The organism is Nocardioides sp. CFH 31398, from assembly GCF_022436705.1.
Classification (GTDB): Bacteria; Actinomycetota; Actinomycetes; order Propionibacteriales; family Nocardioidaceae; genus Nocardioides.
The window spans coordinates 19,936-42,638 of the sequence record NZ_JAKUHT010000036.1 but is presented as its reverse complement, the minus strand read 5'-3'; the positions used below and the strand labels follow the sequence as shown (position 1 = coordinate 42,638).

General features: G+C 73.4%; 25 protein-coding genes and 1 riboswitch. Of the genes, 15 read left to right on the top strand and 10 right to left on the bottom strand.

What is annotated here, in order from left to right:
* Window positions 1–24: 24 nt before the first annotated feature.
* The 9 genes from atpE to MJ876_RS20225 all read left to right on the top strand — a co-directional run bounded on the left by atpE (window position 25) and on the right by MJ876_RS20225 (window position 7,471).
* Window positions 25–216: an ATP synthase F0 subunit C gene (gene atpE, locus MJ876_RS20265; RefSeq protein ID WP_275695391.1), complete on the top strand. Its 192-nt coding sequence runs from the start codon at window positions 25–27 to the stop codon at window positions 214–216.
* 32 nt (window positions 217–248) lie between these two features.
* The gene (locus tag MJ876_RS20260) at window positions 249–821 is read left to right on the top strand and encodes a F0F1 ATP synthase subunit B (RefSeq protein WP_275695386.1); all 573 of its coding nucleotides are present in this window, start codon (window positions 249–251) and stop codon (window positions 819–821) included.
* Complete coding sequence (locus tag MJ876_RS20255; RefSeq protein ID WP_240239171.1) at window positions 821–1,645, top strand: F0F1 ATP synthase subunit delta; 825 nt, start codon at window positions 821–823, stop codon at window positions 1,643–1,645. Before MJ876_RS20260 ends, MJ876_RS20255 begins: the two co-directional genes overlap by 1 nt.
* A gap of 70 nt (window positions 1,646–1,715) precedes the next feature.
* Entirely contained in the window at window positions 1,716–3,356 is a 1,641-nt protein-coding gene (atpA, locus tag MJ876_RS20250) for a F0F1 ATP synthase subunit alpha (RefSeq protein WP_240239169.1), read from the top strand.
* 8 nt (window positions 3,357–3,364) lie between these two features.
* Entirely contained in the window at window positions 3,365–4,315 is a 951-nt protein-coding gene (locus MJ876_RS20245) for a F0F1 ATP synthase subunit gamma (RefSeq protein ID WP_240239167.1), read from the top strand.
* A gap of 7 nt (window positions 4,316–4,322) precedes the next feature.
* The gene (atpD, locus tag MJ876_RS20240) at window positions 4,323–5,780 is read left to right on the top strand and encodes a F0F1 ATP synthase subunit beta (RefSeq protein ID WP_240239165.1); all 1,458 of its coding nucleotides are present in this window, start codon (window positions 4,323–4,325) and stop codon (window positions 5,778–5,780) included.
* Window positions 5,781–5,783: 3 nt separating this feature from the next.
* Entirely contained in the window at window positions 5,784–6,194 is a 411-nt protein-coding gene (locus tag MJ876_RS20235) for a F0F1 ATP synthase subunit epsilon (RefSeq protein ID WP_240239163.1), read from the top strand.
* Between the two features lie 66 nt (window positions 6,195–6,260).
* The gene (locus MJ876_RS20230; RefSeq protein ID WP_240239161.1) at window positions 6,261–6,701 is read left to right on the top strand and encodes a DUF2550 domain-containing protein; all 441 of its coding nucleotides are present in this window, start codon (window positions 6,261–6,263) and stop codon (window positions 6,699–6,701) included.
* Window positions 6,701–7,471, top strand: coding sequence for a hypothetical protein (locus tag MJ876_RS20225; protein ID WP_240239159.1), 771 nt, complete (start codon window positions 6,701–6,703; stop codon window positions 7,469–7,471). The genes MJ876_RS20230 and MJ876_RS20225 overlap by 1 nt, the downstream gene beginning before the upstream one ends.
* A gap of 54 nt (window positions 7,472–7,525) precedes the next feature.
* Here MJ876_RS20225 and MJ876_RS20220 read toward each other — a convergent pair whose 3' ends face one another.
* From MJ876_RS20220 to MJ876_RS20195, 6 genes are all read right to left on the bottom strand, one after another.
* Window positions 7,526–8,341, bottom strand: a complete 816-nt coding sequence (locus MJ876_RS20220; protein WP_240239157.1) for a hypothetical protein — start codon at window positions 8,339–8,341, stop codon at window positions 7,526–7,528.
* Between the two features lie 12 nt (window positions 8,342–8,353).
* Window positions 8,354–9,883, bottom strand: coding sequence for a bifunctional hydroxymethylpyrimidine kinase/phosphomethylpyrimidine kinase (locus MJ876_RS20215; protein WP_240239155.1), 1,530 nt, complete (start codon window positions 9,881–9,883; stop codon window positions 8,354–8,356).
* Entirely contained in the window at window positions 9,880–10,551 is a 672-nt protein-coding gene (locus tag MJ876_RS20210; protein WP_240239154.1) for a thiamine phosphate synthase, read from the bottom strand. Before MJ876_RS20210 ends, MJ876_RS20215 begins: the two co-directional genes overlap by 4 nt.
* Window positions 10,548–11,348 carry a hydroxyethylthiazole kinase gene (gene thiM, locus MJ876_RS20205; protein ID WP_240239152.1) on the bottom strand — a complete coding sequence of 267 codons (801 nt, stop codon included), beginning with the start codon at window positions 11,346–11,348 and terminating at the stop codon, window positions 10,548–10,550. The genes MJ876_RS20210 and thiM overlap by 4 nt, the downstream gene beginning before the upstream one ends.
* A riboswitch (TPP riboswitch) is annotated at window positions 11,338–11,434 on the bottom strand. (Overlaps the previous gene by 11 nt.)
* Before the next feature lie 24 nt (window positions 11,435–11,458).
* Entirely contained in the window at window positions 11,459–11,977 is a 519-nt protein-coding gene (locus MJ876_RS20200) for a hypothetical protein (RefSeq protein WP_240239150.1), read from the bottom strand.
* Window positions 11,978–12,028: 51 nt separating this feature from the next.
* Window positions 12,029–12,601: a cob(I)yrinic acid a,c-diamide adenosyltransferase gene (locus MJ876_RS20195; RefSeq protein ID WP_240239148.1), complete on the bottom strand. Its 573-nt coding sequence runs from the start codon at window positions 12,599–12,601 to the stop codon at window positions 12,029–12,031.
* Window positions 12,602–12,633: 32 nt separating this feature from the next.
* Here MJ876_RS20195 and MJ876_RS20190 point away from each other — a divergent pair, with 32 nt between their 5' ends.
* The 3 genes from MJ876_RS20190 to MJ876_RS20180 all read left to right on the top strand — a co-directional run bounded on the left by MJ876_RS20190 (window position 12,634) and on the right by MJ876_RS20180 (window position 15,790).
* Window positions 12,634–13,293 carry a hypothetical protein gene (locus MJ876_RS20190; RefSeq protein WP_240239146.1) on the top strand — a complete coding sequence of 220 codons (660 nt, stop codon included), beginning with the start codon at window positions 12,634–12,636 and terminating at the stop codon, window positions 13,291–13,293.
* Between the two features lie 23 nt (window positions 13,294–13,316).
* Window positions 13,317–13,664 (top strand): STAS domain-containing protein, encoded by a 348-nt coding sequence (locus MJ876_RS20185; RefSeq protein ID WP_240239144.1) that lies wholly within the window; start codon window positions 13,317–13,319, stop codon window positions 13,662–13,664.
* Between the two features lie 80 nt (window positions 13,665–13,744).
* Complete coding sequence (locus tag MJ876_RS20180) at window positions 13,745–15,790, top strand: protein meaA (protein WP_240239143.1); 2,046 nt, start codon at window positions 13,745–13,747, stop codon at window positions 15,788–15,790.
* A gap of 79 nt (window positions 15,791–15,869) precedes the next feature.
* On the opposite strand, the gene MJ876_RS20175 is transcribed toward MJ876_RS20180, so the two are convergent.
* Complete coding sequence (locus MJ876_RS20175; RefSeq protein WP_240239142.1) at window positions 15,870–16,367, bottom strand: DUF427 domain-containing protein; 498 nt, start codon at window positions 16,365–16,367, stop codon at window positions 15,870–15,872.
* 93 nt (window positions 16,368–16,460) lie between these two features.
* Here MJ876_RS20175 and MJ876_RS20170 point away from each other — a divergent pair, with 93 nt between their 5' ends.
* Together MJ876_RS20170 and MJ876_RS20165 are read left to right on the top strand one after the other, a co-directional pair.
* Window positions 16,461–16,748 carry a hypothetical protein gene (locus MJ876_RS20170; RefSeq protein WP_240239141.1) on the top strand — a complete coding sequence of 96 codons (288 nt, stop codon included), beginning with the start codon at window positions 16,461–16,463 and terminating at the stop codon, window positions 16,746–16,748.
* A gap of 12 nt (window positions 16,749–16,760) precedes the next feature.
* A complete protein-coding gene (locus tag MJ876_RS20165; RefSeq protein WP_240239140.1) occupies window positions 16,761–17,288 on the top strand; it encodes a ferritin in 528 nt (175 codons plus the stop codon).
* Window positions 17,289–17,297: 9 nt separating this feature from the next.
* Here the strand turns inward: MJ876_RS20165 and MJ876_RS20160 are convergent, their stop codons facing one another.
* The 3 genes from MJ876_RS20160 to nucS form a co-directional block, all read right to left on the bottom strand.
* The gene (locus MJ876_RS20160; protein ID WP_240239139.1) at window positions 17,298–20,516 is read right to left on the bottom strand and encodes a DEAD/DEAH box helicase; all 3,219 of its coding nucleotides are present in this window, start codon (window positions 20,514–20,516) and stop codon (window positions 17,298–17,300) included.
* 71 nt (window positions 20,517–20,587) lie between these two features.
* A complete protein-coding gene (locus MJ876_RS20155; protein WP_240239138.1) occupies window positions 20,588–21,151 on the bottom strand; it encodes a DUF952 domain-containing protein in 564 nt (187 codons plus the stop codon).
* A gap of 15 nt (window positions 21,152–21,166) precedes the next feature.
* Window positions 21,167–21,853: an endonuclease NucS gene (gene nucS, locus MJ876_RS20150; protein WP_240239137.1), complete on the bottom strand. Its 687-nt coding sequence runs from the start codon at window positions 21,851–21,853 to the stop codon at window positions 21,167–21,169.
* Window positions 21,854–21,880: 27 nt separating this feature from the next.
* Between nucS and MJ876_RS20145 the strand changes: the two genes are divergently transcribed.
* Entirely contained in the window at window positions 21,881–22,693 is an 813-nt protein-coding gene (locus MJ876_RS20145; RefSeq protein WP_240239136.1) for an alpha/beta fold hydrolase, read from the top strand.
* The last annotated feature ends 10 nt before the right edge of the window (window positions 22,694–22,703 follow it).

Here is a 22,703-nt window from a genome sequence, read left to right as displayed (position 1 = left end):
GCCGTGGAACTGGGCACTCTGAACATGGTCGGTCTCGGCCTCGCCGCGATCGGCCCCGGTGTCGGCATCGGCCTGATCTTCGCCGCTCTCGTGAACGGCATCGCCCGCCAGCCGGAGGCCGAGGGCCGCCTGCGCACGACCGCCATCCTGGGCTTCGTGCTCTGTGAGCAGCTGTTCGTCATCGGCGTCGCGCTCGCCTTCGTCCTCCAGCCGTAGTCGTCGGCACCACCGGAGTAGGAAGGACGACCATGAGTACAGACGTGGTGCGGGCGGCGGAGGACCTCAACCCGCTCATCCCGCACGTCTCCGAGATCATCATCGGACTTGTCGTCTTCGGCATCCTGTTCTTCCTCATCGCCAAGTTCGTCGCGCCCAACTTCGAGAAGGCGTACGCCGACCGCACCAAGGCGATCGAGGGCGGGATCAGCGCGGCCGAGACGAAGCAGGCCGAGGCCGACGCCCGTCTGGCCGAGCTGGAGAAGCAGCTCGCGGACGCCCGCCACGAGGCGGCGCGCATCCGTGAGGAGGCTCGCGAGCAGGGCGCACAGATCGTCGCCGAGATGCGCGAGCAGGCCAACCGCGAGGCCGAGCGCATCAAGGACAACGGCAAGGCCACCATCGAGGCCGAGCGCCAGCAGGCGGTCACCTCGCTGCGGGCCGAGGTCGGCACCCTGGCCACGGCGCTCGCCGGCCGCATCGTGGGCGAGGCCCTCGAGGACGACGAGCGCGCCAACCGCGTGGTCGACCGGTTCCTGGCGGACCTCGAGGACCTCGAGGCCTCCCGCCAGGCTGCTCCCGGCACGGGCGGCGGGGCGGTCTGATGGTCGCCTCCTCCGCTCTGCGCGGTGCGTCGGCCGAGTCGCTGGCGACCCTCGACGAGCAGCTCACCTCCTCGCTCGGCGGGGACGGTGCGGACGCAGCACGGGTCGGCGACGACCTGTTCGGCGCCGCGATGCTCCTGCAGCGCGAGTCGGCGCTGCGCCGGACCGCGACCGACGCGTCCCTGGACGCCGACGCCCGCGCCGGACTGGTCCGCCAGGTGTTCTCCGGCCAGCTGTCGGAGGTCGCCCTCGACCTCGTGTCGAAGGCCGCCACCCTGCGCTGGACGGCGAGCCGGGACATGCCCGACGCCCTCGAGCACCTGTCGGTGGTCGCCACGGTGCGTTCCGCACCCGACGCGGCCGACCGCCTCGCCGACGAGCTGTTCGCGGCCGCCGGCATCGTCCGCGACGACGCCGGCCTGCGCGACGCGCTGTCCGACACGGCCCGGTCCGAGGAGGACCGCACCCGGCTCGTGGACGACGTGTTCGGCGCCCAGGCGCTGCCGGCCACGACGGTCCTCGTCAAGCGGGCCGTCACCGGCACCTACCGCACGGTCGGCGTGGCGCTCGAGGAGTACCAGAAGATCGCCGCCGACGTGCACTCCGAGCGCGTCGCGGTGGTCACCGTCGCGGCACCGCTCGGTGACGGCGAGCAGGACCGGCTGCGGCGCGCGCTCACCTCGCAGTACGGGCGTGACGTGCACCTGAACGTGCAGGTCGACCCGAGCGTCATCGGCGGCATGCGGGTCGAGATCGGGGACGACGTCATCGACGGCACCGTCTCCGCGCGCCTCGACGAGGCGCGACGCCGGCTCGCCGGCTGACCGGACCCCCGGCTCAGCCACCCCTCAGACACCATTGCAAGAACGACCCACCGAGAGTAGGGATCAGCTCATGACGGAGCTCTCAATCCGTCCGGACGACATCCGGGACGCGCTGCAGCGGTTCGTCTCCGACTACAACCCGGACACCGCCTCCAAGGAGGAGGTCGGCACGGTCGCCGAGGCCGCCGACGGCATCGCGCGCGTCTCCGGCCTGCCCTCGGCCATGGCCAACGAGCTGCTCGAGTTCGAGGACGGCACGCTCGGCCTCGCCCTCAACCTCGACACCCGCATCATCGGTGTCGTCGTGCTCGGTGACTTCGACGGCATCGAGGAGGGCCAGACGGTCCGCCGCACCGGCGAGATCCTCTCGGTCCCCGTCGGCGACAACTTCCTCGGCCGGGTCGTCGACCCGCTGGGCAACCCGATCGACGGCCTCGGCGAGATCGAGTCCTCCGAGCGCCGCGCGCTCGAGCTGCAGGCGCCGACGGTGATGCAGCGCAAGTCGGTGCACGAGCCCCTCGCGACCGGCATCAAGGCGATCGACGCCATGACGCCGATCGGCCGTGGCCAGCGCCAGCTGATCATCGGCGACCGCGCGACGGGCAAGACCACCATCGCGATGGACACGATCATCAACCAGCGCGAGAACTGGGAGTCCGGCGACCCGGACAAGCAGGTCCGCTGCATCTACGTCGGCATCGGCCAGAAGGGCTCGACGCTGGCCTCCGTCCGCGGCGCCCTCGAGGAGGCCGGCGCGCTGGAGTACACGACCATCGTCGCCGCCCCGGCGTCCGACTCGGCGGGCTTCAAGTACCTCGCGCCGTACACCGGCTCGGCCATCGGCCAGCACTGGATGTACGACGGCAAGCACGTCCTCATCGTGTTCGACGACCTGACCAAGCAGGCCGAGGCGTACCGCGCCGTGTCGCTGCTGCTGCGTCGTCCGCCGGGCCGCGAGGCGTTCCCCGGCGACGTGTTCTACGTGCACTCCCGGCTGCTCGAGCGCTGCGCGAAGCTGTCCGACGACATGGGCTCCGGCTCGATGACCGGCCTGCCGATCATCGAGACCAAGGCCAACGACGTCTCGGCGTTCATCCCGACCAACGTCATCTCGATCACCGACGGGCAGATCTTCCTGCAGTCCGACCTGTTCGCGGCGAACCAGCGCCCCGCGATCGACGTCGGCGTCTCGGTGTCCCGCGTGGGCGGTGCGGCGATGACGAAGGCCATGAAGGGCGTCACCGGCTCGCTGAAGGTCGACCTGGCGCAGTTCCGCGCGATGGAGGCGTTCGCGATGTTCGCGTCCGACCTCGACGCGGCCTCCCGCCAGCAGCTCGACCGCGGCCAGCGCCTGATGGCGCTGCTCAAGCAGCCGCAGTACTCGCCGTACCCGATCGACCACATGACGGTCTCGCTGTGGCTGGGCACCTCCGGGCGCCTCGACCGCGTCCCCACCGACGACGTGCTCCGCTTCGAGCAGGAGTTCATCGACTACGTGAAGCGCAGCCACGAGGGGATCCTCTCGGCGATCCGCGAGTCCCTGAAGTTCGAGGACGACACCGAGAGCTCGCTGGCCGACGCCTACGACTCGTTCCTGGACCAGTTCGAGACCTCGGACGGCTCCTCGATCAAGCCGGGCAAGGAGTCCCACGAGGCCCTCGAGGACGAGGACGTCGAGCAGGAGCAGATCGTCAAGCAGAAGCGGGGCTGAGGTAACCCATGGCTGTATCGCTGCGTGAGTACCGCGCGCGGATCCGATCGACCGAGTCGATGAAGAAGATCACGCGCGCCATGGAGCTCATCGCTGCGTCCCGCATCATCAAGGCGCAGCAGCGGGCGCAGGCGGCGGCGCCGTACGCCCGCGAGCTGACGCGGGCCGTGTCGGCGGTGGCGACGTTCTCGAACGTCGAGCACCCGCTGACCACGGAGCCGGAGGACCCGAAGCGGGCCGCGGTGCTGGTCGTGACCAGCGACCGCGGCCTGGCCGGGGCCTACTCCTCGTCGGTGATCCGGGAGGCCGAGCGCCTCGCGGAGAAGCTGCGCGAGGAGGGCAAGGAGGTGGACACCTACATCTCCGGCCGCAAGGGCCAGGCGTACTTCACCTTCCGCCAGCGTCCCGTCGTCCGCTCGTGGTCCGGCTTCTCGGACCAGCCGACCTACGAGAAGGCGGCGGAGATCGGCCAGGCGCTCATCGCGGCGTTCAACGCCGAGGAGGGGGAGCAGGGCACGGTGAGCGCCGGGGACGAGGAGTTCGAGGTCCCCGCGGTCGACGAGGTCCACGTCGTGTTCACGCGCTTCCGCTCGATGCTCAGCCAGGAGCCCAGCGCCATCCGGCTCCTGCCGCTCGAGGTCGTCGAGGGCACCGAGAAGCCCGACGAGTCCGAGCTGCTGCCCCTCTACGAGTTCGAGCCGAGCGCCGAGGAGGTGCTGGACACGCTGCTGCCGCAGTACGTCCAGAGCCGCATCTACTTCGCGCACCTCCAGGCGGCGGCCTCCGAGCTCGCCGCCCGACAGCAGGCGATGAAGTCGGCGACCGACAACGCCGACGAGCTGATCAAGAAGTACAAGCGCATCGCCAACCAGGCCCGCCAGGCCGGCATCACCCAGGAAATCAGCGAGATCGTCGGTGGCGTCAACGCGCTGGCCGACGCCGGAGCCGGGAGAGACTGAGAGACCCATGACTGCCACCATCGACGAGACCAGCACCGAGTCCCACGAGGGCTCGGTCGGCCGCATCGCCCGGGTCATCGGCCCGGTCGTGGACATCGAGTTCGCCTCGGACTCGATGCCCGAGATCTACAACGCCCTGAAGGTCGACCTGGAGCTCGGCGGCGAGACCCAGACCCTGACCCTCGAGGTCGCCCAGCACATCGGTGAGGGCATGGTCCGCGCGATCTCCATGCGCCCGACCGACGGCCTGGTCCGCGGCTCCCAGGTGCGCGACACCGGGGGCCCGATCAGCGTCCCCGTCGGCGACGTGACGCTCGGCAAGGTGTTCAACACCACCGGCGACTGCCTGAACCTCGCCGAGGGCGAGACCCTCGAGGCCACCGAGCGCTGGGGCATCCACCGCAAGGCGCCGTCCTTCGACCAGCTCGAGTCGAAGACCCAGATGTTCGAGACCGGCATCAAGGTCATCGACCTGCTGACCCCGTACGTGCAGGGCGGCAAGATCGGCCTGTTCGGCGGCGCCGGCGTGGGCAAGACCGTGCTGATCCAGGAGATGATCGCCCGCGTCGCGAAGGACCACGGTGGTGTGTCCGTGTTCGCCGGCGTCGGCGAGCGCACCCGCGAGGGCAACGACCTCATCGAGGAGATGACGGACGCCGGGGTCATCGGGCAGACCGCCCTGGTGTTCGGACAGATGGACGAGCCGCCGGGCACCCGCCTGCGGGTCGCGCTGTCCGCGCTGACGATGGCGGAGTACTTCCGCGACGTCCAGAACCAGGACGTGCTGCTGTTCATCGACAACATCTTCCGGTTCACGCAGGCCGGCTCCGAGGTCTCCACGCTGCTCGGCCGCATGCCGTCCGCGGTGGGCTACCAGCCGAACCTCGCCGACGAGATGGGCCAGCTCCAGGAGCGGATCACCTCGACGCGCGGCCACTCGATCACCTCGCTGCAGGCGATCTACGTGCCCGCCGACGACTACACCGACCCGGCGCCCGCGACGACCTTCGCCCACCTGGACGCGACGACCGAGCTGTCCCGCGAGATCGCCTCGCAGGGCATCTACCCTGCCGTGGACCCGCTGACCTCGACGTCCCGGATCCTCGACCCGCAGTACATCGGTCAGGCGCACTACGACTGCGCCATCCGGGTGAAGCAGATCCTGCAGCGCAACAAGGAGCTGCAGGACATCATCGCGATCCTCGGTGTCGACGAGCTGAGCGAGGAGGACAAGGTGGTCGTGCAGCGCGCGCGCCGCATCCAGCGCTTCCTCTCGCAGAACACCTACGTCGCCAAGCAGTTCACCGGCATCGAGGGCTCGACGGTCCCGGTCTCCGAGACCATCGAGGCGTTCGACAAGATCGCCGACGGCGAGTACGACCACGTGGCGGAGCAGGCCTTCTTCATGTGCGGTGGCCTCGACGACGTCGACCGCAAGTGGTCCGAGCTGCAGAAGAACGGCTGAGCGATGGCGGACACCAACCTCCAGGTCGAGCTGGTCGCGGCCGACCGGCTCGTCTGGTCGGGCGAGGCCAAGCAGGTGACGGCACGGACCGTCGAGGGTGACCTCGGCGTCCTGCCGGGCCACGCGCCGCTGCTGTCGGTGCTCGTGCCCGGCGTCGTCGACGTGCAGACCGCCGACGGGGAGACCTGGGCGGCCGCGGTCGACACCGGCTTCCTGTCGGTGGCCGACAACCGGGTCTCGATCCTGTCGGAGTACGCCCAGCTGTCGCACGAGATCGACCTCGAGAAGGCGCGCCAGGACCTGGAGCGCGCCCGCGAGGCCGGTGAGGACGACGACGAGGCGCTCGCGCACGTCCGGAGCGCCGAGGCGCGCATCCGGGCGGCCGAGCGCGAGTCGTCCTCGCGCGCCCGCTAGCCTGGCCCCGGTGGGTGCGCGGTCGGCGGTGCGCCCCTCGACGGGTGCCCGGGTCGGGAGGTGCGGATGGCGTGGTGGCAGATCGCGCTCGAGGTCATCGGCGTCCTGCTCCTCCTCGTCCTCCTCTACGGGCTCACCCTCGTCGTGCGCCGTCGATGGCTCTCCCGCGAGGGTGGGACCTTCGAGCTCAGCCACCGCGTCCGCTCCGAGGTGGGCGGACGCGGTTGGGTGCTCGGCCTCGGGCGGTACTCCGGTGAGCGGCTCGAGTGGTTCCGGATCTTCTCGCTCTCGCCTCGGGCGAGCCGCACCTTCGTGCGCTCCCGCCTCGTGCTGGAGCAGCGTCGGCAGCCCGAGGTCGTCGAGCTCCCGGCGCTGTACGCCGACCACGTCGTGGTCCGCTGCCGCACCGCGGACGGCGAGGTCGAGCTCGCGATGAGCCCGTCGTCCGTCACCGGCTTCCAGGCCTGGCTCGAGGCCGGTCCGCCCGGCGCCCGGAGGATCTCCTAGTGCGCGCCGTCCTCTGCGGCGTGCTCGCCCTCGTGGCGGTCGTCGCGGGGACCGCCTCGGTGCTCCTGGTCCTCACCGGGGCCGTCGTGGCCGACCCCGACCGTCCCGGTCGCCTGGGCGCGCTCGCGCTCAGCTCGCCGGTGGTCCGGGACCAGGCCACCGACTACCTCGTCGACTCCTTCGCCCAGCAGGCTCCTGCCGTCGGGCTTGAGCAGTCCCAGGTCCGCCGGGCCGCCGAGCGCGCGGTGGACGACGCGCGCGTGCGGGAGGCCCTCGCCGAGGCCGAGGTGACGCCGGACGGGCGTCTGCGGCTCGACGGGGTGTACGACGCCCTCGCGGACCAGCTCGAGGACGCCGGCCGCCCCGAGGAGGCCCGGCAGGTCCGGCAGCTGCCGCGGCGGGCCGTGGACTCCGGCCCGGTCGCCGACGAGCTGACGGACGTCGTCCGCACCGCCCGCCTGGCGCTGTGGGGTGCGGCGCTGGTGGCGGGCATCGTCTCCCTGGTCGCCGGCTCGCTCGCCCTCGCCGCCGCTCGGCGCCGCCTCCTCTGCTTCGGGCTCATGGTCGTCGGGGTGGGCGCCCTGGCGGGCCTCGTCCTCGAGCTGATGCCCCGCCTGGCCGGCGACACCGGCACCCGCGACGTGGGCTGGCTCGGCGCCGCCCGGGGCCTGGACGAGGCGCTCGGCCAGCCCGGGCTCCTCACCGTCGTCGCGTTCCTCGCCGTCGGCCTCGTCCTGGCCGTGGCCGGTCTCCGCTCGCGGCCGCAGTGACCCGCCCGCAGTAGCCCGCAGTAGCCCGCAGCATGCCGCCCGGCGTCGCCGGGGTCAGTCGTCCTCGGCGACGACGTGGAGGAGGCCACCGACGATCTCGACGTAGGCGGTGGTGCGCTCCGCGACGTCCGTGCCGCGGAGGTCGGCGGCGGGGTAGGTGCCGACCACGACCACCTCGACGTCGTCCTCGTGGCCGTCGTCACCGCCGTCGTCCCCGTCGTCCTCCCCGCCGTCGTCGACCCACAGGGTGATCGCGGGCTCGTCGGTGTCGGTGAGGGTGAGCCACACCCGCACCTGGTCGTACGACGCGCCGTGGGCCGCGCCGACGGTCTCGCGGGCCCGGGCGACGTCGGGGTCGACGAGCAGGGCGGCCACGGCCGACGACCACGCGGGGTCCGCGGCGGGCACGTGGCCCCAGGCCGGGTCGTCGTCCATGACGGTGCCGTCGGGCAGGACGCTCCCGCTGGTCGGGTGGCCGGCGCTCCACGCCGAGGAGACGCCGTCCGGCAGGTCCTCGGTGATCCACTGGAGGACGAAGGCCGCGGGCTCCTCGCCGGACCCGCCGAGGCCCAGCAGCGCGTCCGCCTCCTGCCACCGCCAGTCCGCCGGGTCGAGCACCCCACCCCGGTCGTGCACCTGGCGGTACCGGTCCTCGCCGGAGGCGACGACCGCGGCGGCCACGGCCTCGGACAGCTCGCCCCAGTGGTCGTGACTGACGTGGCAACGCTCGAGGAGGCTGTCGACGAGCTCGCGGACGGCCGCGCCCAGCTCGTCCGCCTCCTCGGCCGACAGGTCGAGCGCGGCGACCGAGCGCTCGTCGGCCACCCCGCCGAGCGCGCCGAGGAGTTCCCAGACCCGAGAGGAATTCACCGCGACATCGTGTCAGGCAACCGGGCCGGGACGCACCGAGCTGTCACCCGCGTCACAGCCGGCGCGGGCGAAGAAGTCGTGCTCGTGACGCGTCGACGCCGCGAAAGCCTGCCACATCCGCTCGCGCTCCGGCGCCGTCGCCGCCGCGGCGGTCTCGCCGACGATGCGGATCGCCTCCGCGGTCACCTCCGCGAACCCCTCGTCGCCGTACGTGCGAAGCCACGCGGCGTACGGGTGGTCGTCGCTCGCCCGGGGCGCCAGGCGTCGTCCGACGTCGGTGTAGACCCAGAAGCACGGCAGCAGCGCGGCGACCAGCACGGGGTAGGAACCCCGGCCGACGGCCGCGAGCAGGTGGTCCGTGTACGCCGTGAGCGCGGCGCCGGGCGTCGCGGCGAACAGGTCCGCCGGGGGCAGGAAGCCCCCGTGCAGCGCGAGCTCCGTCGCCACGGCGTCCTGCGCGGCGCCGGCCCAGAACGCCTGCTCGGCGGGGGAGGGGGCGAGGTGGCTCGCCGCGGCGAGCGCGCGGGCGAAGTCGAGGAGGTAGAGCGCGTCCTGGCCCACGTAGGCGTCGAAGCGCGCCCGGTCCAGGGTGCCGTCACCGAGCGCGACGACGAGGTCGAGCTCGTCGATCGCCGCCCGGACGTCGGCCGTGGCCGCCCACCACCCGTCGGTCACCTCGGTCGGGCTCTGGGCGGTCACCACACCGCCCCGGGCCCACAGCCCGGCGAAGTGCGACACCGGTCCGCGACCGCGCCCGACCCGGAGCGTCGCCCCGGCGGCGACCGACTCGTGGAGCCAGCGGGTGGCCTCGCGGGCGGCGGTGGGCCAGTCGCCGGACGACGCCCGGAGCGTGGCCACGGCCGAGGACAGCGAGCACCCGGTCCCGTGGGTGTGCGGGGTGTCCACCCGCGGCGAGACGACCTCCTCGACCTCCCCACCGGGCCCGACGAGGGCGTTCCGCACCGTGCGTCCGTCGGGGCCGTCGTCGAGGTGGCCGCCCTTCGCGAGCACCCGGACGCCGAGGTCGGCGGCGACCGCCCGTGCCTGGGTGAGGACGCCGTCCCAGTCGGTCGCGTCGTCGGACCCGGCGAGGACGGCGAGCTCGGGGACGTTGGGAGTCACGAGGTCGGCGACGTCGCGGACGAGGTCGACCAGGGCGGCGACGGCGTCGGCGTCGAGCAGCCGGTCCCCGCTCGTGGCGACCATGACGGGGTCGACGACGACCACGGGCGGTCGGTGCTCGAGCAGCCACCTGTGGACCGTCCGGACCAGCCCGGCGTCGGCGAGCATGCCGACCTTGACCGCGTCGACCTCGACGTCGTCGCCGACCGCGTCGAGCTGCTCGCGCAGGAACGACTCCGGCGGCCGGTGGACCGACCGGACGCCCTGCGTGTTCTGGGCGACCAGCGCCGTGACCACGCTCATGCCGTAGCCGCCGTTCGCGGCGATCGACTTGAGGTCGGCCTGGACGCCGGCGCCGCCGGTCGGGTCGGTCCCGGCGATCGACAGCACCCGCGGCGCGGCGGGCACGCGCCCGCTCACCGGGCGCCGTCCCACGCCCGGACGAGCCGGCGCGCCGCACGGGTGGGCTCGGGCACGGCGCAGATCGCCGAGACGACCGCCGCGCCGGCGAAGCCGCCGGCCCGCAGCTCGGCGAGGTCGTCGGCGCCGAGGCCGCCGATGGCGACCGGGGCGAGCCCGAGGCCCCGGGCGACACTCGCGAGCGCGCAGGCACCGGCGGTGCCGAGCGGCGCGGGGGCGTCGGTCTTGGTCGTGGTCGTGTGGACCGCTCCGATGCCCACGAGGTCCGCCCCCGCCCGGGCGGCGGCTCGCAGCTGCTCCGGGGTGGAGGCACTCACGCCCAGGAGGGGCCGTGCGCCGAGGACGGTGCGGGCCTGCTCGGCGGAGCCGTCCGCCTGCCCGAGGTGCAGGCCGTCCACGCGGACGCCCTCGTCGAGGGCGGTCCGCACGACACCGAGGCGGTCGTTGACCACGAGCCGCACGTCGACCGGCAGCGCCTCGCCGACGGCCCGGAGCAGGCGCAGGACCTCGTCGTCCGACTCGGCCTTGCAGCGCAGCTGGACCCACCGGACGCCGCCGGCGACGGCCGCGACGACCGTGTCGACGACGCCGCGTCCGTGGCGCGCCGCCTGCGACGCGTCGGTCACGAGGTAGACCCCGACGTCCTCGCCCGAGGACGCCCGGCTCACGACAGCCTCGCGGCGTGCTCGAGGTCCGCGGGGTCGAGCGCCGCCAGGGCGTCGAGCATCGCGACGGCGAAGCCGCCCGGCCCCGTGGCGACCAGGGCGGCACGCTCGGCCGCGACGCCGTACGACGCGCAGGCGGCCACCGCCGCGAGGAGGGGCCCGGAGTCGGCGAGGAAGGCCGCGACGACCGCGCCGAGCAGGCACCCGCCACCGGTGACCTGCGCCAGCAGCGGGCTGCCCCCGCCGACCCGGACCTCGGTGCGGCCGTCGGTGACGACGTCGACCGGGCCCGTGACGACCACGACCCCACCCGTCCGGGCGGCCAGCTCGCGGGCCGCGGGGACGGCGTCGTCGACGGCGGCGGCGGAGTCGGTGCCCCGGCCGCCGGCGCCCAGCCCCGCGAGGGCCATGACCTCCGACGCGTTGCCCTTGACGACAGCGGGTCGGTGCTCCAGCAGGTCGGCGGCGAGGGCGGTGCGCACCGGCAGCGGCCCGACGGCGACGGGGTCGAGCACCCACGGCGTCCCGGCCTCGCCGGCCGCGGTGACGGCCTCCGCCATGGCCTCGCGCTGCTCGCCGTGCGGCGTCCCGAGGTTCACCAGCACGCCCGACGCGACGCGCGCGAACGGGCCCGCCTCGCCGGGGACGTCGACCATGGCCGGCGACGCCCCGAGGGCGAGGAGGCCGTTCGCCGTCCACGCCATGACCACCGCGTTGGTCAGGCAGTGGACCAGCGGTGTGCCCGACCGCAGGTCGGCGAGCGCCGCGGCCGCGTCGCGTGGTCCTGGCGCAGCAGACATCGGACATCCCTTCGCTAGTACGAGCTAGATCAGGTTCGACGGGTGTGATCTCAGCCCGATCGGTGCGGGCACCCCGTGTCGCGAGTGACGTTACCCCAGGGGCGAGCGCCTCACCGGACGGTCCAGCGCAGCCACGCGCTGCGGTCGCGCAGGGTGGTGCCGTTCAGGTTGCTCTCCCGGACGACGCGGAGGTCGACCGCACCGGACGGCACGCACCACGCGGGCACGCGCGCGACGATGACGTGCCCGTCGCGGGTGGACGTCGCCGCGCGGCAGGGAGCCTCGCCGGGGGTGATGAGCTTGTAGCGGCCGTCGGGCACGGTGCGGACCTGCACGGAGGTCTGCGCGAAGTAGTTCCTGGCGTCGTACGCCCCGTCGCGGGCGACCCGCAGCCGGGCCAGCAGGACGCGGCCGTCCTCGTCGACGCGGTAGCGGTTGCGGGTGATGTCGGTGTCGCGGACCTGGCCCGCGGGCGGGGTGTCGGCGGCGGTGCCGACGACCTGCGGGGCGTCGGTGTCGCGCTGGACCGGCGAGACCCGGTCCTGGGCGGCGGCGGGCCCGGCGAGGGGCAGGGCCAGCGCCAGGGCGGCCGCGGGCACGAGCGCGGAGAGACGAGCAGAGGACTTCATGAGGGACTTCCCATCGGTCGGTGACGCCGTGACGGGCGCCACAGCCGGGGGCTACCGTTCCCCGCCCGGCTTCCACAAAACGTCGCCCTGCCGGCGGTTCGCGTGACGGGCCAGGATGAACAGGAGGTCGGACAGGCGGTTCAGGTAGGTGATCGCGACCGCGTTCATCGAGTCCCCGTGCTCGTCGTGGGCACGCCAGGCCGAGCGCTCGGCACGCCGGCACACGGTGCGCGCCGCGTGCAGCAGCGCCGCCCCGGGGGACCCGCCGGGCAGGATGAACGAGCGGAGGGTCTCGAGCTCCTCGTTGTAGGCGTCGCACCAGGCCTCGAGCCGGTCGACGTACGCCTGCTCGACCCGCAGCGGCGGGAACTCGGGGTCGGCGACCACCGGGTTGCCGAGGTCGGCGCCCGCGTCGAACAGGTCGTTCTGGATCGTCCGCAGCACCGTGACGACGTCGTCCTCGAGGCCGCCGAGCTCGATGGCGACGCCGATCTGCGCGTTGGTCTCGTCCACGTCGGCGTACGCGTGCAGGCGGAGGTCGTTCTTCGTCGTCTCGGTCATGTCGACCAGACGGGTGCGCCCGCCGTCGCCGGTGCGGGTGTAGATGCGCGTCAGGTTCACCATGGCGCTCACCCTAGGCCGGTTAGGTTCTGCGCATGGACCTCCCGCGCACCCCGTGGCTGCGTAGCCGACCCGCGGCGTACGCCGCCCTCTGCGCGGTGCCGGGGGTGGGGCTCGGCGTCGCGGGCCTGTTCCACCCGCACTCGCTCAGCTACGAGACGTCGACGATGTGGTACGGGCTGCACGTCCCGGGCCTGCTGTTCTTCCCGCTGGTCGGGCTCGCGCTGCTCGCGCCCGTGCGGGGGCGCACGGACGCGGTCTCGTGGGTGGTCCGGCTCACCGCGTACGGCTACATGACGTTCTACTCGGCGCTGGACGTCGTCAGCGGCATCGGGGCCGGCTACGTCACCCGCGAGCTGGGCCCGGACGAGCCGCGGCCGCCGGCGGTGAGCCTGATGTTCGGGATCGGGACGCCGCTCGGCGAGATCGGCTCGTGGTCCCTGCTGGCGTGCTGCGTCGTGCTGCTCGCCGACCAGGTGCGCCGCCTCGGTGCCCCCGCGCTCGTGGGCCTGCTCCTGCTGCCCGGCGCGTGGCTCGTGCACGTCGGTCACATCTTCAGCCCCGAGGGCGTCGCCGGCATGCTGCTGCTCGCCGCCGGCACCGCCGGGCTGGTGTACCTCGGGGCCGCGCGGGCGACACGTGTGAGCAATTCCACGGATAATGCAACCAACGAGGGGTCTCGCGCGTCATCCTGATCGTGCAGACGATCGGGGGCCGCATGGGAGTCGAGCTCGAGACCGACGGCGGCGAGCGCCGCGTGGTGCTCGTCGGTGACGTCGACGCGCGGTGCACGGACCGGTTGCGGGCCGCCCTGGACGCGGCGCTCGCCGCTGCCGACCCCGTCGATACCGACGGCCTGGTCGTCGTGGACATGCGCCGCGTCGACTGCGTCGACCTGGTCGCCCTGCGCGTGCTCGCCGCGGCGTCGTACCGCGCTGGTGCGCGCGGGCGTCGTCTCGTCCTGCGCTCCGTGCCGCCCGCCGTCCGGCGGCTGCTGCACCTGTCGCACCTCATCCGGGTCGTGGAGGTCGAGCAGTCCGGACCCGCGGAGCGGGAGCCGGCCTGACGGTCGTCGAGGTGCGGTGTGGCCTTTTCCACACCGCTCGGCGGGTTACCGGGCGGTAGGGCCCGGTCTACCCTCCGGACATGAGTGACGCGACGCCCACCCGCCCGGAGCGCGATCGCCCCTGGGTCATGCGCACGTACGCCGGGCACTCCACCGCCGCGGCGTCGAACGCCCTCTACCGGGGCAACCTCGAGAAGGGCCAGACCGGGCTGTCGGTCGCCTTCGACCTGCCCACGCAGACCGGCTACGACCCGGACGACGCCCTCGCGGCGGGGGAGGTCGGCAAGGTCGGCGTCCCCGTCCCGCACCTCGGCGAGATGCGGCGCCTCTTCGAGGGCATCCCGCTCACCTCGATGAACACCTCGATGACCATCAACGCCACGGCGATGTGGCTGCTCGCGATGTACCAGGTCGCGGCCGAGGAGCAGAACCCCGACCTGGCGCCCGAGGAGGTGGCCGCGCAGCTCGCCGGGACGACGCAGAACGACATCATCAAGGAGTACCTCTCCCGGGGGACCTACGTCTTCGGCCCCGAGCACTCGCTGCGCCTGATCAGCGACGTCATCTCCTACACGGTCCACCAGGTCCCGAAGTGGAACCCGATCAACATCTGCTCCTACCACCTGCAGGAGGCCGGGGCGACGCCGCAGCAGGAGCTCGCCTACGCGATGTGCACGGCCATCGCCGTCCTCGACGCGGTGAAGAACGCCGGCCAGGTCTCGGAGGAGGACTTCGAGAAGGTCGTCGGGCGGATGTCGTTCTTCGTCAACGCCGGCGTCCGCTTCGTCGAGGAGACCTGCAAGATGCGGGCCTTCGTGCAGCTGTGGGACGAGCTGTGCCGCGAGCGGTACGGCGTCACCGACCCGAAGATGCGCCGCTTCCGCTACGGCGTCCAGGTCAACTCGCTCGGGCTCACCGAGGCGCAGCCGGAGAACAACGTCCAGCGCATCGTCCTCGAGATGCTCGGCGTGACGCTGTCGAAGAACGCCCGGGCGCGGGCGCTGCAGCTGCCGGCCTGGAACGAGGCCCTCGGCCTGCCGCGGCCCTGGGACCAGCAGTGGTCCCTGCGGCTGCAGCAGGTGCTCGCCTTCGAGTCCGACCTGCTCGAGTACGACGACATCTTCGACGGCAGCCACGTCATCGAGGCCAAGGTCGCCGAGCTCGTCGCCTCCGCGAAGGAGGAGATGGACCGCGTGCAGGCCATGGGCGGCGCCATCGCCGCCGTCGAGTCCGGCTTTATGAAGCAGGCCCTGGTCTCGGCGCACGCCGCCCGGCGCGCCCGCATCGAGAGCGGCGACGAGAAGATCGTCGGCGTCAACGTCTACACCTCGACCGAGCCCTCGCCGCTGACCGCCGACCTGGACGGCGCGATCCAGACCGCGGACCCCGAGGCCGAGGCCGCCGCGAAGCGCTCGGTGGAGGAGTGGAAGGCCCAGCGCGACCAGGCCGCCGTGGACGCCGCGCTCGAGCGGCTGGCCGCCGACGCCAAGACCGACGCGAACCTCATGCACGCCACCCTGGCCGCCGTCCGGGCCGGGGCGACGACGGGGGAGTGGGCCGGCACCCTCCGTGAGGTGTTCGGCGAGTTCCGCGCCCCCACCGGCGTCTCCGGCGCGGTGGGCGTGGCCGCCTCCGTGGGGGAGGCGGGGGAGCAGCTGCGCGCCGTCCGCGAGAAGGTCCGCGCCACCGGCGAGGAGATCGGCGGCCGACTGCGCCTGCTCGTCGGCAAGCCCGGTCTCGACGGCCACTCCAACGGCGCCGAGCAGGTCGCCGTCCGCGCCCGCGACGCCGGCTTCGAGGTCGTCTACCAGGGCATCCGGTTGACCCCCGACCAGATCGTCCGGGCGGCGGTGGACGAGGACGTCCACTGCGTCGGCCTGTCGATCCTCTCCGGATCCCACATGGAGCTGGTCCCCGCCGTGGTCGACGGCCTGGCCGCCGCCGGCCTCGCCGACGTCCCGGTCATCGTGGGCGGGATCATCCCCGACGCCGACGGCCGCCGCCTCAAGGAGGCCGGCGTCGCCGCCGTCTACACGCCGAAGGACTACGGCCTCACCGAGATCATGTCGAGCATCGTGGACGTGATCCGGTCCGCGGAGGGGCTGGAGCCGTCCCCGGCCATGTAACGCGGAGTTACGGCTTGATCACACGCCACGGGCGGGGCTGATCGGCACCACAGCCCCGCGGCAGATGGTGGTGGCGGCTTCACCAACCCCAGGAGCCGGGGATGCCCTTGAACGGGCCGACGACCTTCGAGGTGATCCAGCCGCCGTAGAAGCCGCCCTCCTGGGGCTGCACCCGCTCCCCGTCGACGTAGCAGGCCTCCACCGCCAGCGGCGTGACCGCCCAGAAGCCGGTGAGCTCGACGAACCCGGGGGTGGGGGACGGGTAGGTCCAGGCGGCCCGCTCGGCGCGGACGCCGCCCCCGACGAGGTCGGCGTACGCCGCCTCGCCCTTCCACTCGCAGAACGACGAGCCGGGCACCGGCACCAGCGCACCGTCGGCGAACGCCTCGGTCGGCAGGTAGTACGTCGGCGGGTGGGACGTCTCGAGGACGCGGTAGCTCCGCGTCGTCTCGGCGACGGTCACGCCGCCGACCACGACGCTGATCGACTCGCTGCTGGGCACCAGCGCCGGGGGACGGGGGTAGTCCCACACCGACTCCTGGCCGGGACCGGGCTTCTCGGGCTTCGGCCTGCGCATGACTCCAGTGAACCCGGGCGCGCCGTCCCACACCAGGAGTCTCACCACGAGAACAGTAGGTAAGGCTTGCCTCATCAGTGCTAGCGTGCGCTCATGGGCAAGAAGTCCTCCTCCGCCGACAAGCTGCCGAAGGTCAAGTGCTGCGTGTCGAAGGACAAGTGCGGCCGTTGCCCCCTCCGCATGCTGAAGGAGGGCACGCTCCCCGAGGAGTACGCCGTCAAGCGGCGCCGTCTGGTGCACGCGGATTCCGCGAAGCCGGTGACGAAGGACGAGCTGAAGAGGGCCGGCAAGAAGGGCGCGAGGGTCGTCGTCGTGGCCTCGGGCAAGAAGAAGAGCAAGAAGTCCGGGCGCAAGGGCTCGCGGCTCCCCGCCGCCGCCTGACAGGCTGCCCGCATGACCGCCACCCGTTTCGCCGCCCAGCTCAACGAGCAGATCGGCCACGAGCTCGCGGCCCACAACCAGTACCTCGCGTGCGCCGTCCACTACGACGCGCTCACGATGCCGCGCATGGCGGCGTTCTTCTACGCCCAGGCGCTGGAGGAGCGCGACCACGCGATGATGATGGTCCGCTTCCTGCTCGACACCGACGCCGACGTCGCCATCCCGGCGCTGCCCGCGCCGCAGTCGACGTTCGCCGACGTGGTGGAGCCCGTCGCCCTGGCGCTGGAGCAGGAGCGCCGGGTCACCACCCAGATCAACGCCCTCGTCGCGACCGCCCGCGAGGAGCTCGACTTCGCGGCCGAGCAGTTCATGCAGTGGTTCGTGAAGGAGCAGGTCGAGGAGGTCGCGACCGTCTCCGACCTGCTGGCTGTGGTGCGCCGCAACGCCGACGACGTCGACGACATCGAGGACTGGGTCGCCCGCGAGGCAGCGGGCGGCGAGGGCGAGGACCCGGGCGCGCCGCCGGTCGCCGGCGCCTGAGGCCCCCGGCTAGTCGAACAGCGCCCGGACGTCGTCCGCGGTGATCAGGCCGCCCGCGGCGCCGCCGCCGTCGACCACGTCGGCGAACAGGGCGGCCTTGCGGTCCTTCAGCGCCATCACCTTCTCCTCGATCGTGTCCGTCGAGACGAGGCGGTAGACCATGACGGTGCTGCGTTGGCCGATCCGGTGCGCGCGGTCGACCGCCTGCGCCTCGGCGGCCGGGTTCCACCACGGGTCGAGCACGTAGACGTAGTCGGCCTCCGTCAGGGTGAGCCCGACCCCGCCGGCCTTGAGGCTGATGAGGAACACCGGGGCGTCACCGGTGCGGAAGCCCTCGATGACCTCGGCCCGGTCGGTCGTCGACCCGTCGAGGTAGGCGTGGGGGATCCCGGCCTCCGCCAGACGCTCCCGCGCTCGACCGAGGAAGCCGGTGAACGAGCTGAAGACCAGCACCCGGTGACCCTCGGCAGCGACCTCGGTGACGTGCTCGACCAGGAGGTCGAGCTTGGCGGACCCGATCCCGTCGTGGTCCGGGTGGACCAGCCCGGGGTCCAGCGCGAGCTGCCGCAGGCGCGTGAGGGCGGCGAGGACGGCGACCTGGTTCTCGTCGAAGTCCGCGAGCAGCCCGAGGATGCGTTGCTGCTCGCGGGCGTGGTGGGCGTCGTACAGCTCGCGGTGGGCGGGGGAGAGGGTCACGGCGAGCCGCTGCTCCTGCTTGGCGGGCAGGTCGGCGGCGACCAGCTGCTTCGTGCGGCGCAGCATGAAGGGCCGCACACGCCGCTGGAACCGTCGCAGCGCCACCTGGTCGCCCTCCCGCTCGACGGGCTGGGCGACCGACCGGCTGAACCCGGCGAGGGTGGGGTAGAGGCCGGGGGCCACCAGGGCGAGCAGGGACCACAGCTCGCGGAGCCGGTTCTCGAAGGGCGTGCCGGTCACGGCCAGCAGGAACGGCGCCCGGAGGCGCCGGACGGCCTTGTGGGCCAGCGACTTGTGGTTCTTGAGCTGCTGCGCCTCGTCCATCACCACCCCGGCCCATGCGACCGCGGCGTACTGCTCCTGCTCGAGCCGCAGCAGGGTGTAGCTGGTGACGACCACGTCCGCCTCCGCGGCCAGGTCGGCGACCGGGACGCCCCGCTTCGCCTGCGTGGCGGTGATCGTCGCGACGCGCAGGCCGGGGGTGTGCCGTGCCGCCTCCGACGCCCAGGCCCCCACGACGCTGGTGGGCGTCAGGACCAGGAAGGGCGCGGTCTCCCCGCGGTCGCGCGCGTGCGCGACGAGCGTCAGCACCTGCAGGGTCTTGCCCAGGCCCATGTCGTCGGCGAGCACCCCGCCCAGGCGGTGTCGCCACAGGAACGCCAGCCAGGCGAAGCCCTCGCGCTGGTAGGAGCGCAGCTCGGTGACCACGCCGACCGGCTCGGGCCGCTCGATGTCGACGAGGTCGCGCAGGCCCCTCGCCCGCTCGACCCACTCCGAGGCCCGGGCGTCGACGCGACCGACGTCGGCGAGCGCCGCCAGGGTGCCGACGTCGTCGCGCGCCACCCGCAGGCGGGACGGGTCCTCGTCGGTACGACGGTCCCGCAGTGCCGCCGCGGCCCTCACCGTCTCCGCGAGGTCGGCCAGCTCCGGGACGTCGATCCGCACGATGAGCCCGCTGGGCAGCACCATCACGTCGTGCCCCGCGGACAGGGCCGCCAGCAGCTGCGGCAGCGGCACCGCCTCGCCCTCGACGACCACGACGACCTCGAGGTCGAGCCAGTCGGTGTGCTCCTCGACGCTCCCGGTCGACGCCACCCGGCCGCCCTCGGGCTCGACGAGGTCGAAGGAGATCTCCGGCGCCTCCTCCGCGGGCCGCAGGTCGGGCCGGTCGAGCTGCACGACGTCCACGTCGTCGCGGGCCTCCCAGTCGGGCAGCTCGAGCAGCGCCAGCGAGACGACGTCGGCGCCGGTCACGGTCCGGTCCTCCGGCACCAGGCCGTCGAGCCGGGCGAGGACCGCCTGCTCCGCCCGCCGGTCGCGCAGGCCCCCGAGGTCGTCGGTCCCACCGACGGCGGCCTCGTGACGGGCGGCGCCCGCGGCGTAGACCCAGGACCAGGCGACCTCCGCCGAGGCCGCGGTGCTCCACCGCACCGTCACCGTCAGGCGCGGGGCCACCGGCGCCGGCACGTCGACCGACGCGTCCGTCGACGTCACCGGGAGCAGCCGGCCGAGGCGGCGCAGGTAGTCGGGGAGCGCCTCGGCCTCGCCCGTGGGCACCACGAGGCCCCGCCGGCCGAGGGTGGAGGCCACGTGCTCGGTGAGCGGCGTCGTCAGCGCGGCGACGAGGAGCACGGTGCCGTCGACGGCGGCGACGGTGTGGACGGGCGAGCCCGCGAGGGCGACGGCGTCGTTCGGCCGGGGCTCGCCGTCCACGGTGAGGGCCAGGCCGATCCGCGTGCCGTCGTCGACCGCGCGCAGGTCGACCTCGACCGTGGCGGGCTCGTCGAGGAGGCGGACCTCGGTGAGCGGGCCGTCGCCGTACAGCACGACGCCGGCGTCACGGGCCTCGCGCAGCAGGCGCACGACGTGCGGCCCGAACTCGCCCAGGCTGCGGTCGACGCCGGCGTACCAGTACTGCGCGCCCAGGCCGTGGTGCAGGGCGAGCAGAGCCTGGATCTGGGCGGGGTCGTGGCCGCGGCGCAGGCCGGCGGCGGGGATGTCCTTCCAGTCGAACCCGCGCTTCACCCAGCCCCGCCTGCCGCGCTGCATGGGCCGCAGGCGCACCGTCGGGCGCCCGGTGGAACCGCCCGGGCCGCCGAGGCCCACGGAGAAGCGCAGCGCCGTGGGCACCGGGTCGGTGTCCGGCCCGGCGGCGTCGGCGAGGCCGGCGAGCACCTGCTCGAGCTCGGTGCGCCAGGTGACCCTCGGCCGCTGCGGGGCCATCGCGTAGGGGTGGGCCAGCGCCAGGGCCAGCGCGACCCCGTGCTTGCACTGGCGCCCGACCGGGCAGGTGCAGGTCGTCAGGACGTCCACGAAGCGCAGGCCGCGGGTGAACTCGGCCTCGAGCTCGACCTCGTAGGGCACGACCGCGCTGCCCTGGACCCGTGCCCGGGCCACCAGCGACTCCGCGTCCTTCTCGAGGACCTCGACGTCCTGCACCTGGCGGACCAGCCCCAGCCGGGCGCGCGACAGGGAGCCGGTGTCGAAGTTCGCCACCAGCACGTCGGGGTCGGCCAGCAGGTGGAGGTCCATGGTCGTGCCATCGTGGCACCCGGCGCCGACAGCCCGGGTCCGTCGTCCACAGGCTCTCCGGGGCGGTGCGCTCAGCCCGCGCGACGCTCCCGGCGGCGGTACAGCACGACGGCGGCGACCGTCGCCGCCGCGAAGGCGGCCATGGTGGCCAGCAAGCCGTACGGCGGCCCGGCGGACTCCTGGACCAGCGTGCCGACGAGGGCGGCGACGACCATGACCCCCACGGCCAGGACGACCCGGACGCCGATCTCGGCCATGAGCAGGCTGGAGAACGAGCGACCCCCGGCGGGGTCCTGCGCCGCCGGGGCGGCGCTCGGCGGGGCCAGCTCGGTGACGGCGACGACCGCGGCGACCGGGATCGCGCCGTACACGTGGGGGAAGCGCTCGCTCGACCCCGGCTCGCCGGGTTCCTCGACCACGGGTGCGTCCAGGAGGTCCGTGTCGATGGTCAGCAGGAGCAGGGGCTCGGTGACGTCGGAGTAGAAGCGGTCGCGCACCACCTGCCACTGGTGGGCGTGGGCGCAGTGGACGAAGCCGACCTCGGCCAACGACGCCCCACGCGTCGACCGGTCGTAGTAGCGGCCCCCGCGGGCGGCCTCCCAGTCGGCGCGCTCGGCGAGGTGGAAGATCCGCACGGCCCGCCCGCCTCCTCAGAAGAGCCGCGACGCGGGGTCGTCGAGGCCGCGCAGAGCGTCGTAGTCGACGACCGCGCAGGTGATGCCGCGGTCCGTCGCGAGCACGCGGGCCTGCGGCTTGATCTCCTGCGCCGCGAAGATGCCACGGACGGCGCCCCGGCGGGTCAGCGCGGGGTCGCGGTTGAGCAGCTCCAGGTAGCGCGTGAGCTGCTCGACCCCGTCGATCTCGCCACGGCGCTTGATCTCCACGGCCACCGACGCGCCCGCGGCGTCGCGGCACATGAGGTCGACCGGGCCGATCGCGGTCGGGAACTCGCGCCGGACCAGCGACAGCCCCTCCGCCAGGGTCGCCGGGTGCTCGGCGAGCAGCTCCTGCAGGTGCTTCTCGACGCCGTCCTTGACCAGCCCGGGGTCGACGCCGAGCTCGTGGCTCGAGTCGTGGATGACCTCGGTCAGCAGGATCCGCAGCGTGTCGTCGGTCTTGGGGCTCGTGACGGTCCACTCCAGCTCGCCGTCGTCGGTGGTGCCCTCCCGCAGCGTGCACGGCGGCGACATCCAGTTCAGCGGCTTGTAGGAGCCGCCGTCGGAGTGCACGAGCACCGAGCCGTCGGCCTTGATCATCAGCACCCGGGTGGCCATCGGCAGGTGCGCCGTCAGCCGTCCCGCGTAGTCGACCTGGCACCGCGCCACCACGAGTCTCACGCCGCGCGAATCTACCCGCCTGCCAGGATGAGCCGCGTGGCCGACCTGCACACGACGACGCTGGGGAAGTCCGGGCCGTGGGTCGTCTTCTGCCACGGGCTGTTCGGCCAGGGCAAGAACTGGACGACGGCCGCCAAGACGCTGGCCGGCACCCACCGGGTGCTGCTGGTGGACATGCCGAACCACGGCAGGTCCGCCTGGACCGAGCACCTCGACTACGTCGCGATGGCCGACGAGGTCGCCGGGCTGCTCGACCCGGCCGAGCCGGTCGCCCTCGTCGGCCACTCGATGGGTGGCAAGGCGGCCATGCTGCTGACCCTGCGCCACCCCGAGCTGGTCGAGCGGCTCTGCGTGGTCGACATGAGCCCGGTGTCCTACGCCGAGGGGGGCCGCGAGGAGTTCGGGCGCTACATCCGGGCGATGCGGGCCCTCGACCTCGACGCCCTCGAGCGGCGTTCGCAGGCGGACGAGGCGCTGGTGGAGGCGGTCCCGAGCCCCACCGTCCGCGGATTCCTCCTGCAGAACCTGCGCCGGGACTCCGCCGACGGGGCGGCCTCCTGGCGCTGGCAACCCAACCTCGAGCTGCTCGGCGACGAGCTCGACGTCCTCGGGGACTGGCCCGCCGACCGCCTCGACGGCGTGGCGCCGTACGACGGCCCGGTGCTGTGGGTGGCGGGCGCGGAGTCGCCGTACGTGCAGCCCGAGCACGCCGAGGTCATGGAGCGGTGGTTCCCGCGGGTGCGGAAGGTGACCGTCAAGAACGCGGGCCACTGGGTGCACTCCCAGCAGCCGGAGGTCTTCGCCGAGGTGCTGCGCCGCTTCGTCGACGCCCCCGCCTGACGACCGGCGC

What these genes read in the sequence shown, in the direction of transcription:
- atpE (WP_275695391.1), top strand. Translation starts at nt 25, where the DNA reads ATGGTCGGTCTCGGCCTCGCCGCGATCGGCCCCGGTGTCGGCATCGGC.
- MJ876_RS20260 (WP_275695386.1), top strand. Translation starts at nt 249, where the DNA reads ATGAGTACAGACGTGGTGCGGGCGGCGGAGGACCTCAACCCGCTCATC.
- MJ876_RS20255 (WP_240239171.1), top strand. Translation starts at nt 821, where the DNA reads ATGGTCGCCTCCTCCGCTCTGCGCGGTGCGTCGGCCGAGTCGCTGGCG.
- atpA (WP_240239169.1), top strand. Translation starts at nt 1,716, where the DNA reads ATGACGGAGCTCTCAATCCGTCCGGACGACATCCGGGACGCGCTGCAG.
- MJ876_RS20245 (WP_240239167.1), top strand. Translation starts at nt 3,365, where the DNA reads ATGGCTGTATCGCTGCGTGAGTACCGCGCGCGGATCCGATCGACCGAG.
- atpD (WP_240239165.1), top strand. Translation starts at nt 4,323, where the DNA reads ATGACTGCCACCATCGACGAGACCAGCACCGAGTCCCACGAGGGCTCG.
- MJ876_RS20235 (WP_240239163.1), top strand. Translation starts at nt 5,784, where the DNA reads ATGGCGGACACCAACCTCCAGGTCGAGCTGGTCGCGGCCGACCGGCTC.
- MJ876_RS20230 (WP_240239161.1), top strand. Translation starts at nt 6,261, where the DNA reads ATGGCGTGGTGGCAGATCGCGCTCGAGGTCATCGGCGTCCTGCTCCTC.
- thiM (WP_240239152.1), bottom strand. Translation starts at nt 11,348, where the DNA reads ATGTCTGCTGCGCCAGGACCACGCGACGCGGCCGCGGCGCTCGCCGAC.
- MJ876_RS20200 (WP_240239150.1), bottom strand. Translation starts at nt 11,977, where the DNA reads ATGAAGTCCTCTGCTCGTCTCTCCGCGCTCGTGCCCGCGGCCGCCCTG.
- MJ876_RS20195 (WP_240239148.1), bottom strand. Translation starts at nt 12,601, where the DNA reads ATGGTGAACCTGACGCGCATCTACACCCGCACCGGCGACGGCGGGCGC.
- MJ876_RS20190 (WP_240239146.1), top strand. Translation starts at nt 12,634, where the DNA reads ATGGACCTCCCGCGCACCCCGTGGCTGCGTAGCCGACCCGCGGCGTAC.
- MJ876_RS20185 (WP_240239144.1), top strand. Translation starts at nt 13,317, where the DNA reads ATGGGAGTCGAGCTCGAGACCGACGGCGGCGAGCGCCGCGTGGTGCTC.
- MJ876_RS20180 (WP_240239143.1), top strand. Translation starts at nt 13,745, where the DNA reads ATGAGTGACGCGACGCCCACCCGCCCGGAGCGCGATCGCCCCTGGGTC.
- MJ876_RS20175 (WP_240239142.1), bottom strand. Translation starts at nt 16,367, where the DNA reads ATGCGCAGGCCGAAGCCCGAGAAGCCCGGTCCCGGCCAGGAGTCGGTG.
- MJ876_RS20170 (WP_240239141.1), top strand. Translation starts at nt 16,461, where the DNA reads ATGGGCAAGAAGTCCTCCTCCGCCGACAAGCTGCCGAAGGTCAAGTGC.
- MJ876_RS20165 (WP_240239140.1), top strand. Translation starts at nt 16,761, where the DNA reads ATGACCGCCACCCGTTTCGCCGCCCAGCTCAACGAGCAGATCGGCCAC.
- MJ876_RS20160 (WP_240239139.1), bottom strand. Translation starts at nt 20,516, where the DNA reads ATGGACCTCCACCTGCTGGCCGACCCCGACGTGCTGGTGGCGAACTTC.
- MJ876_RS20145 (WP_240239136.1), top strand. Translation starts at nt 21,881, where the DNA reads ATGAGCCGCGTGGCCGACCTGCACACGACGACGCTGGGGAAGTCCGGG.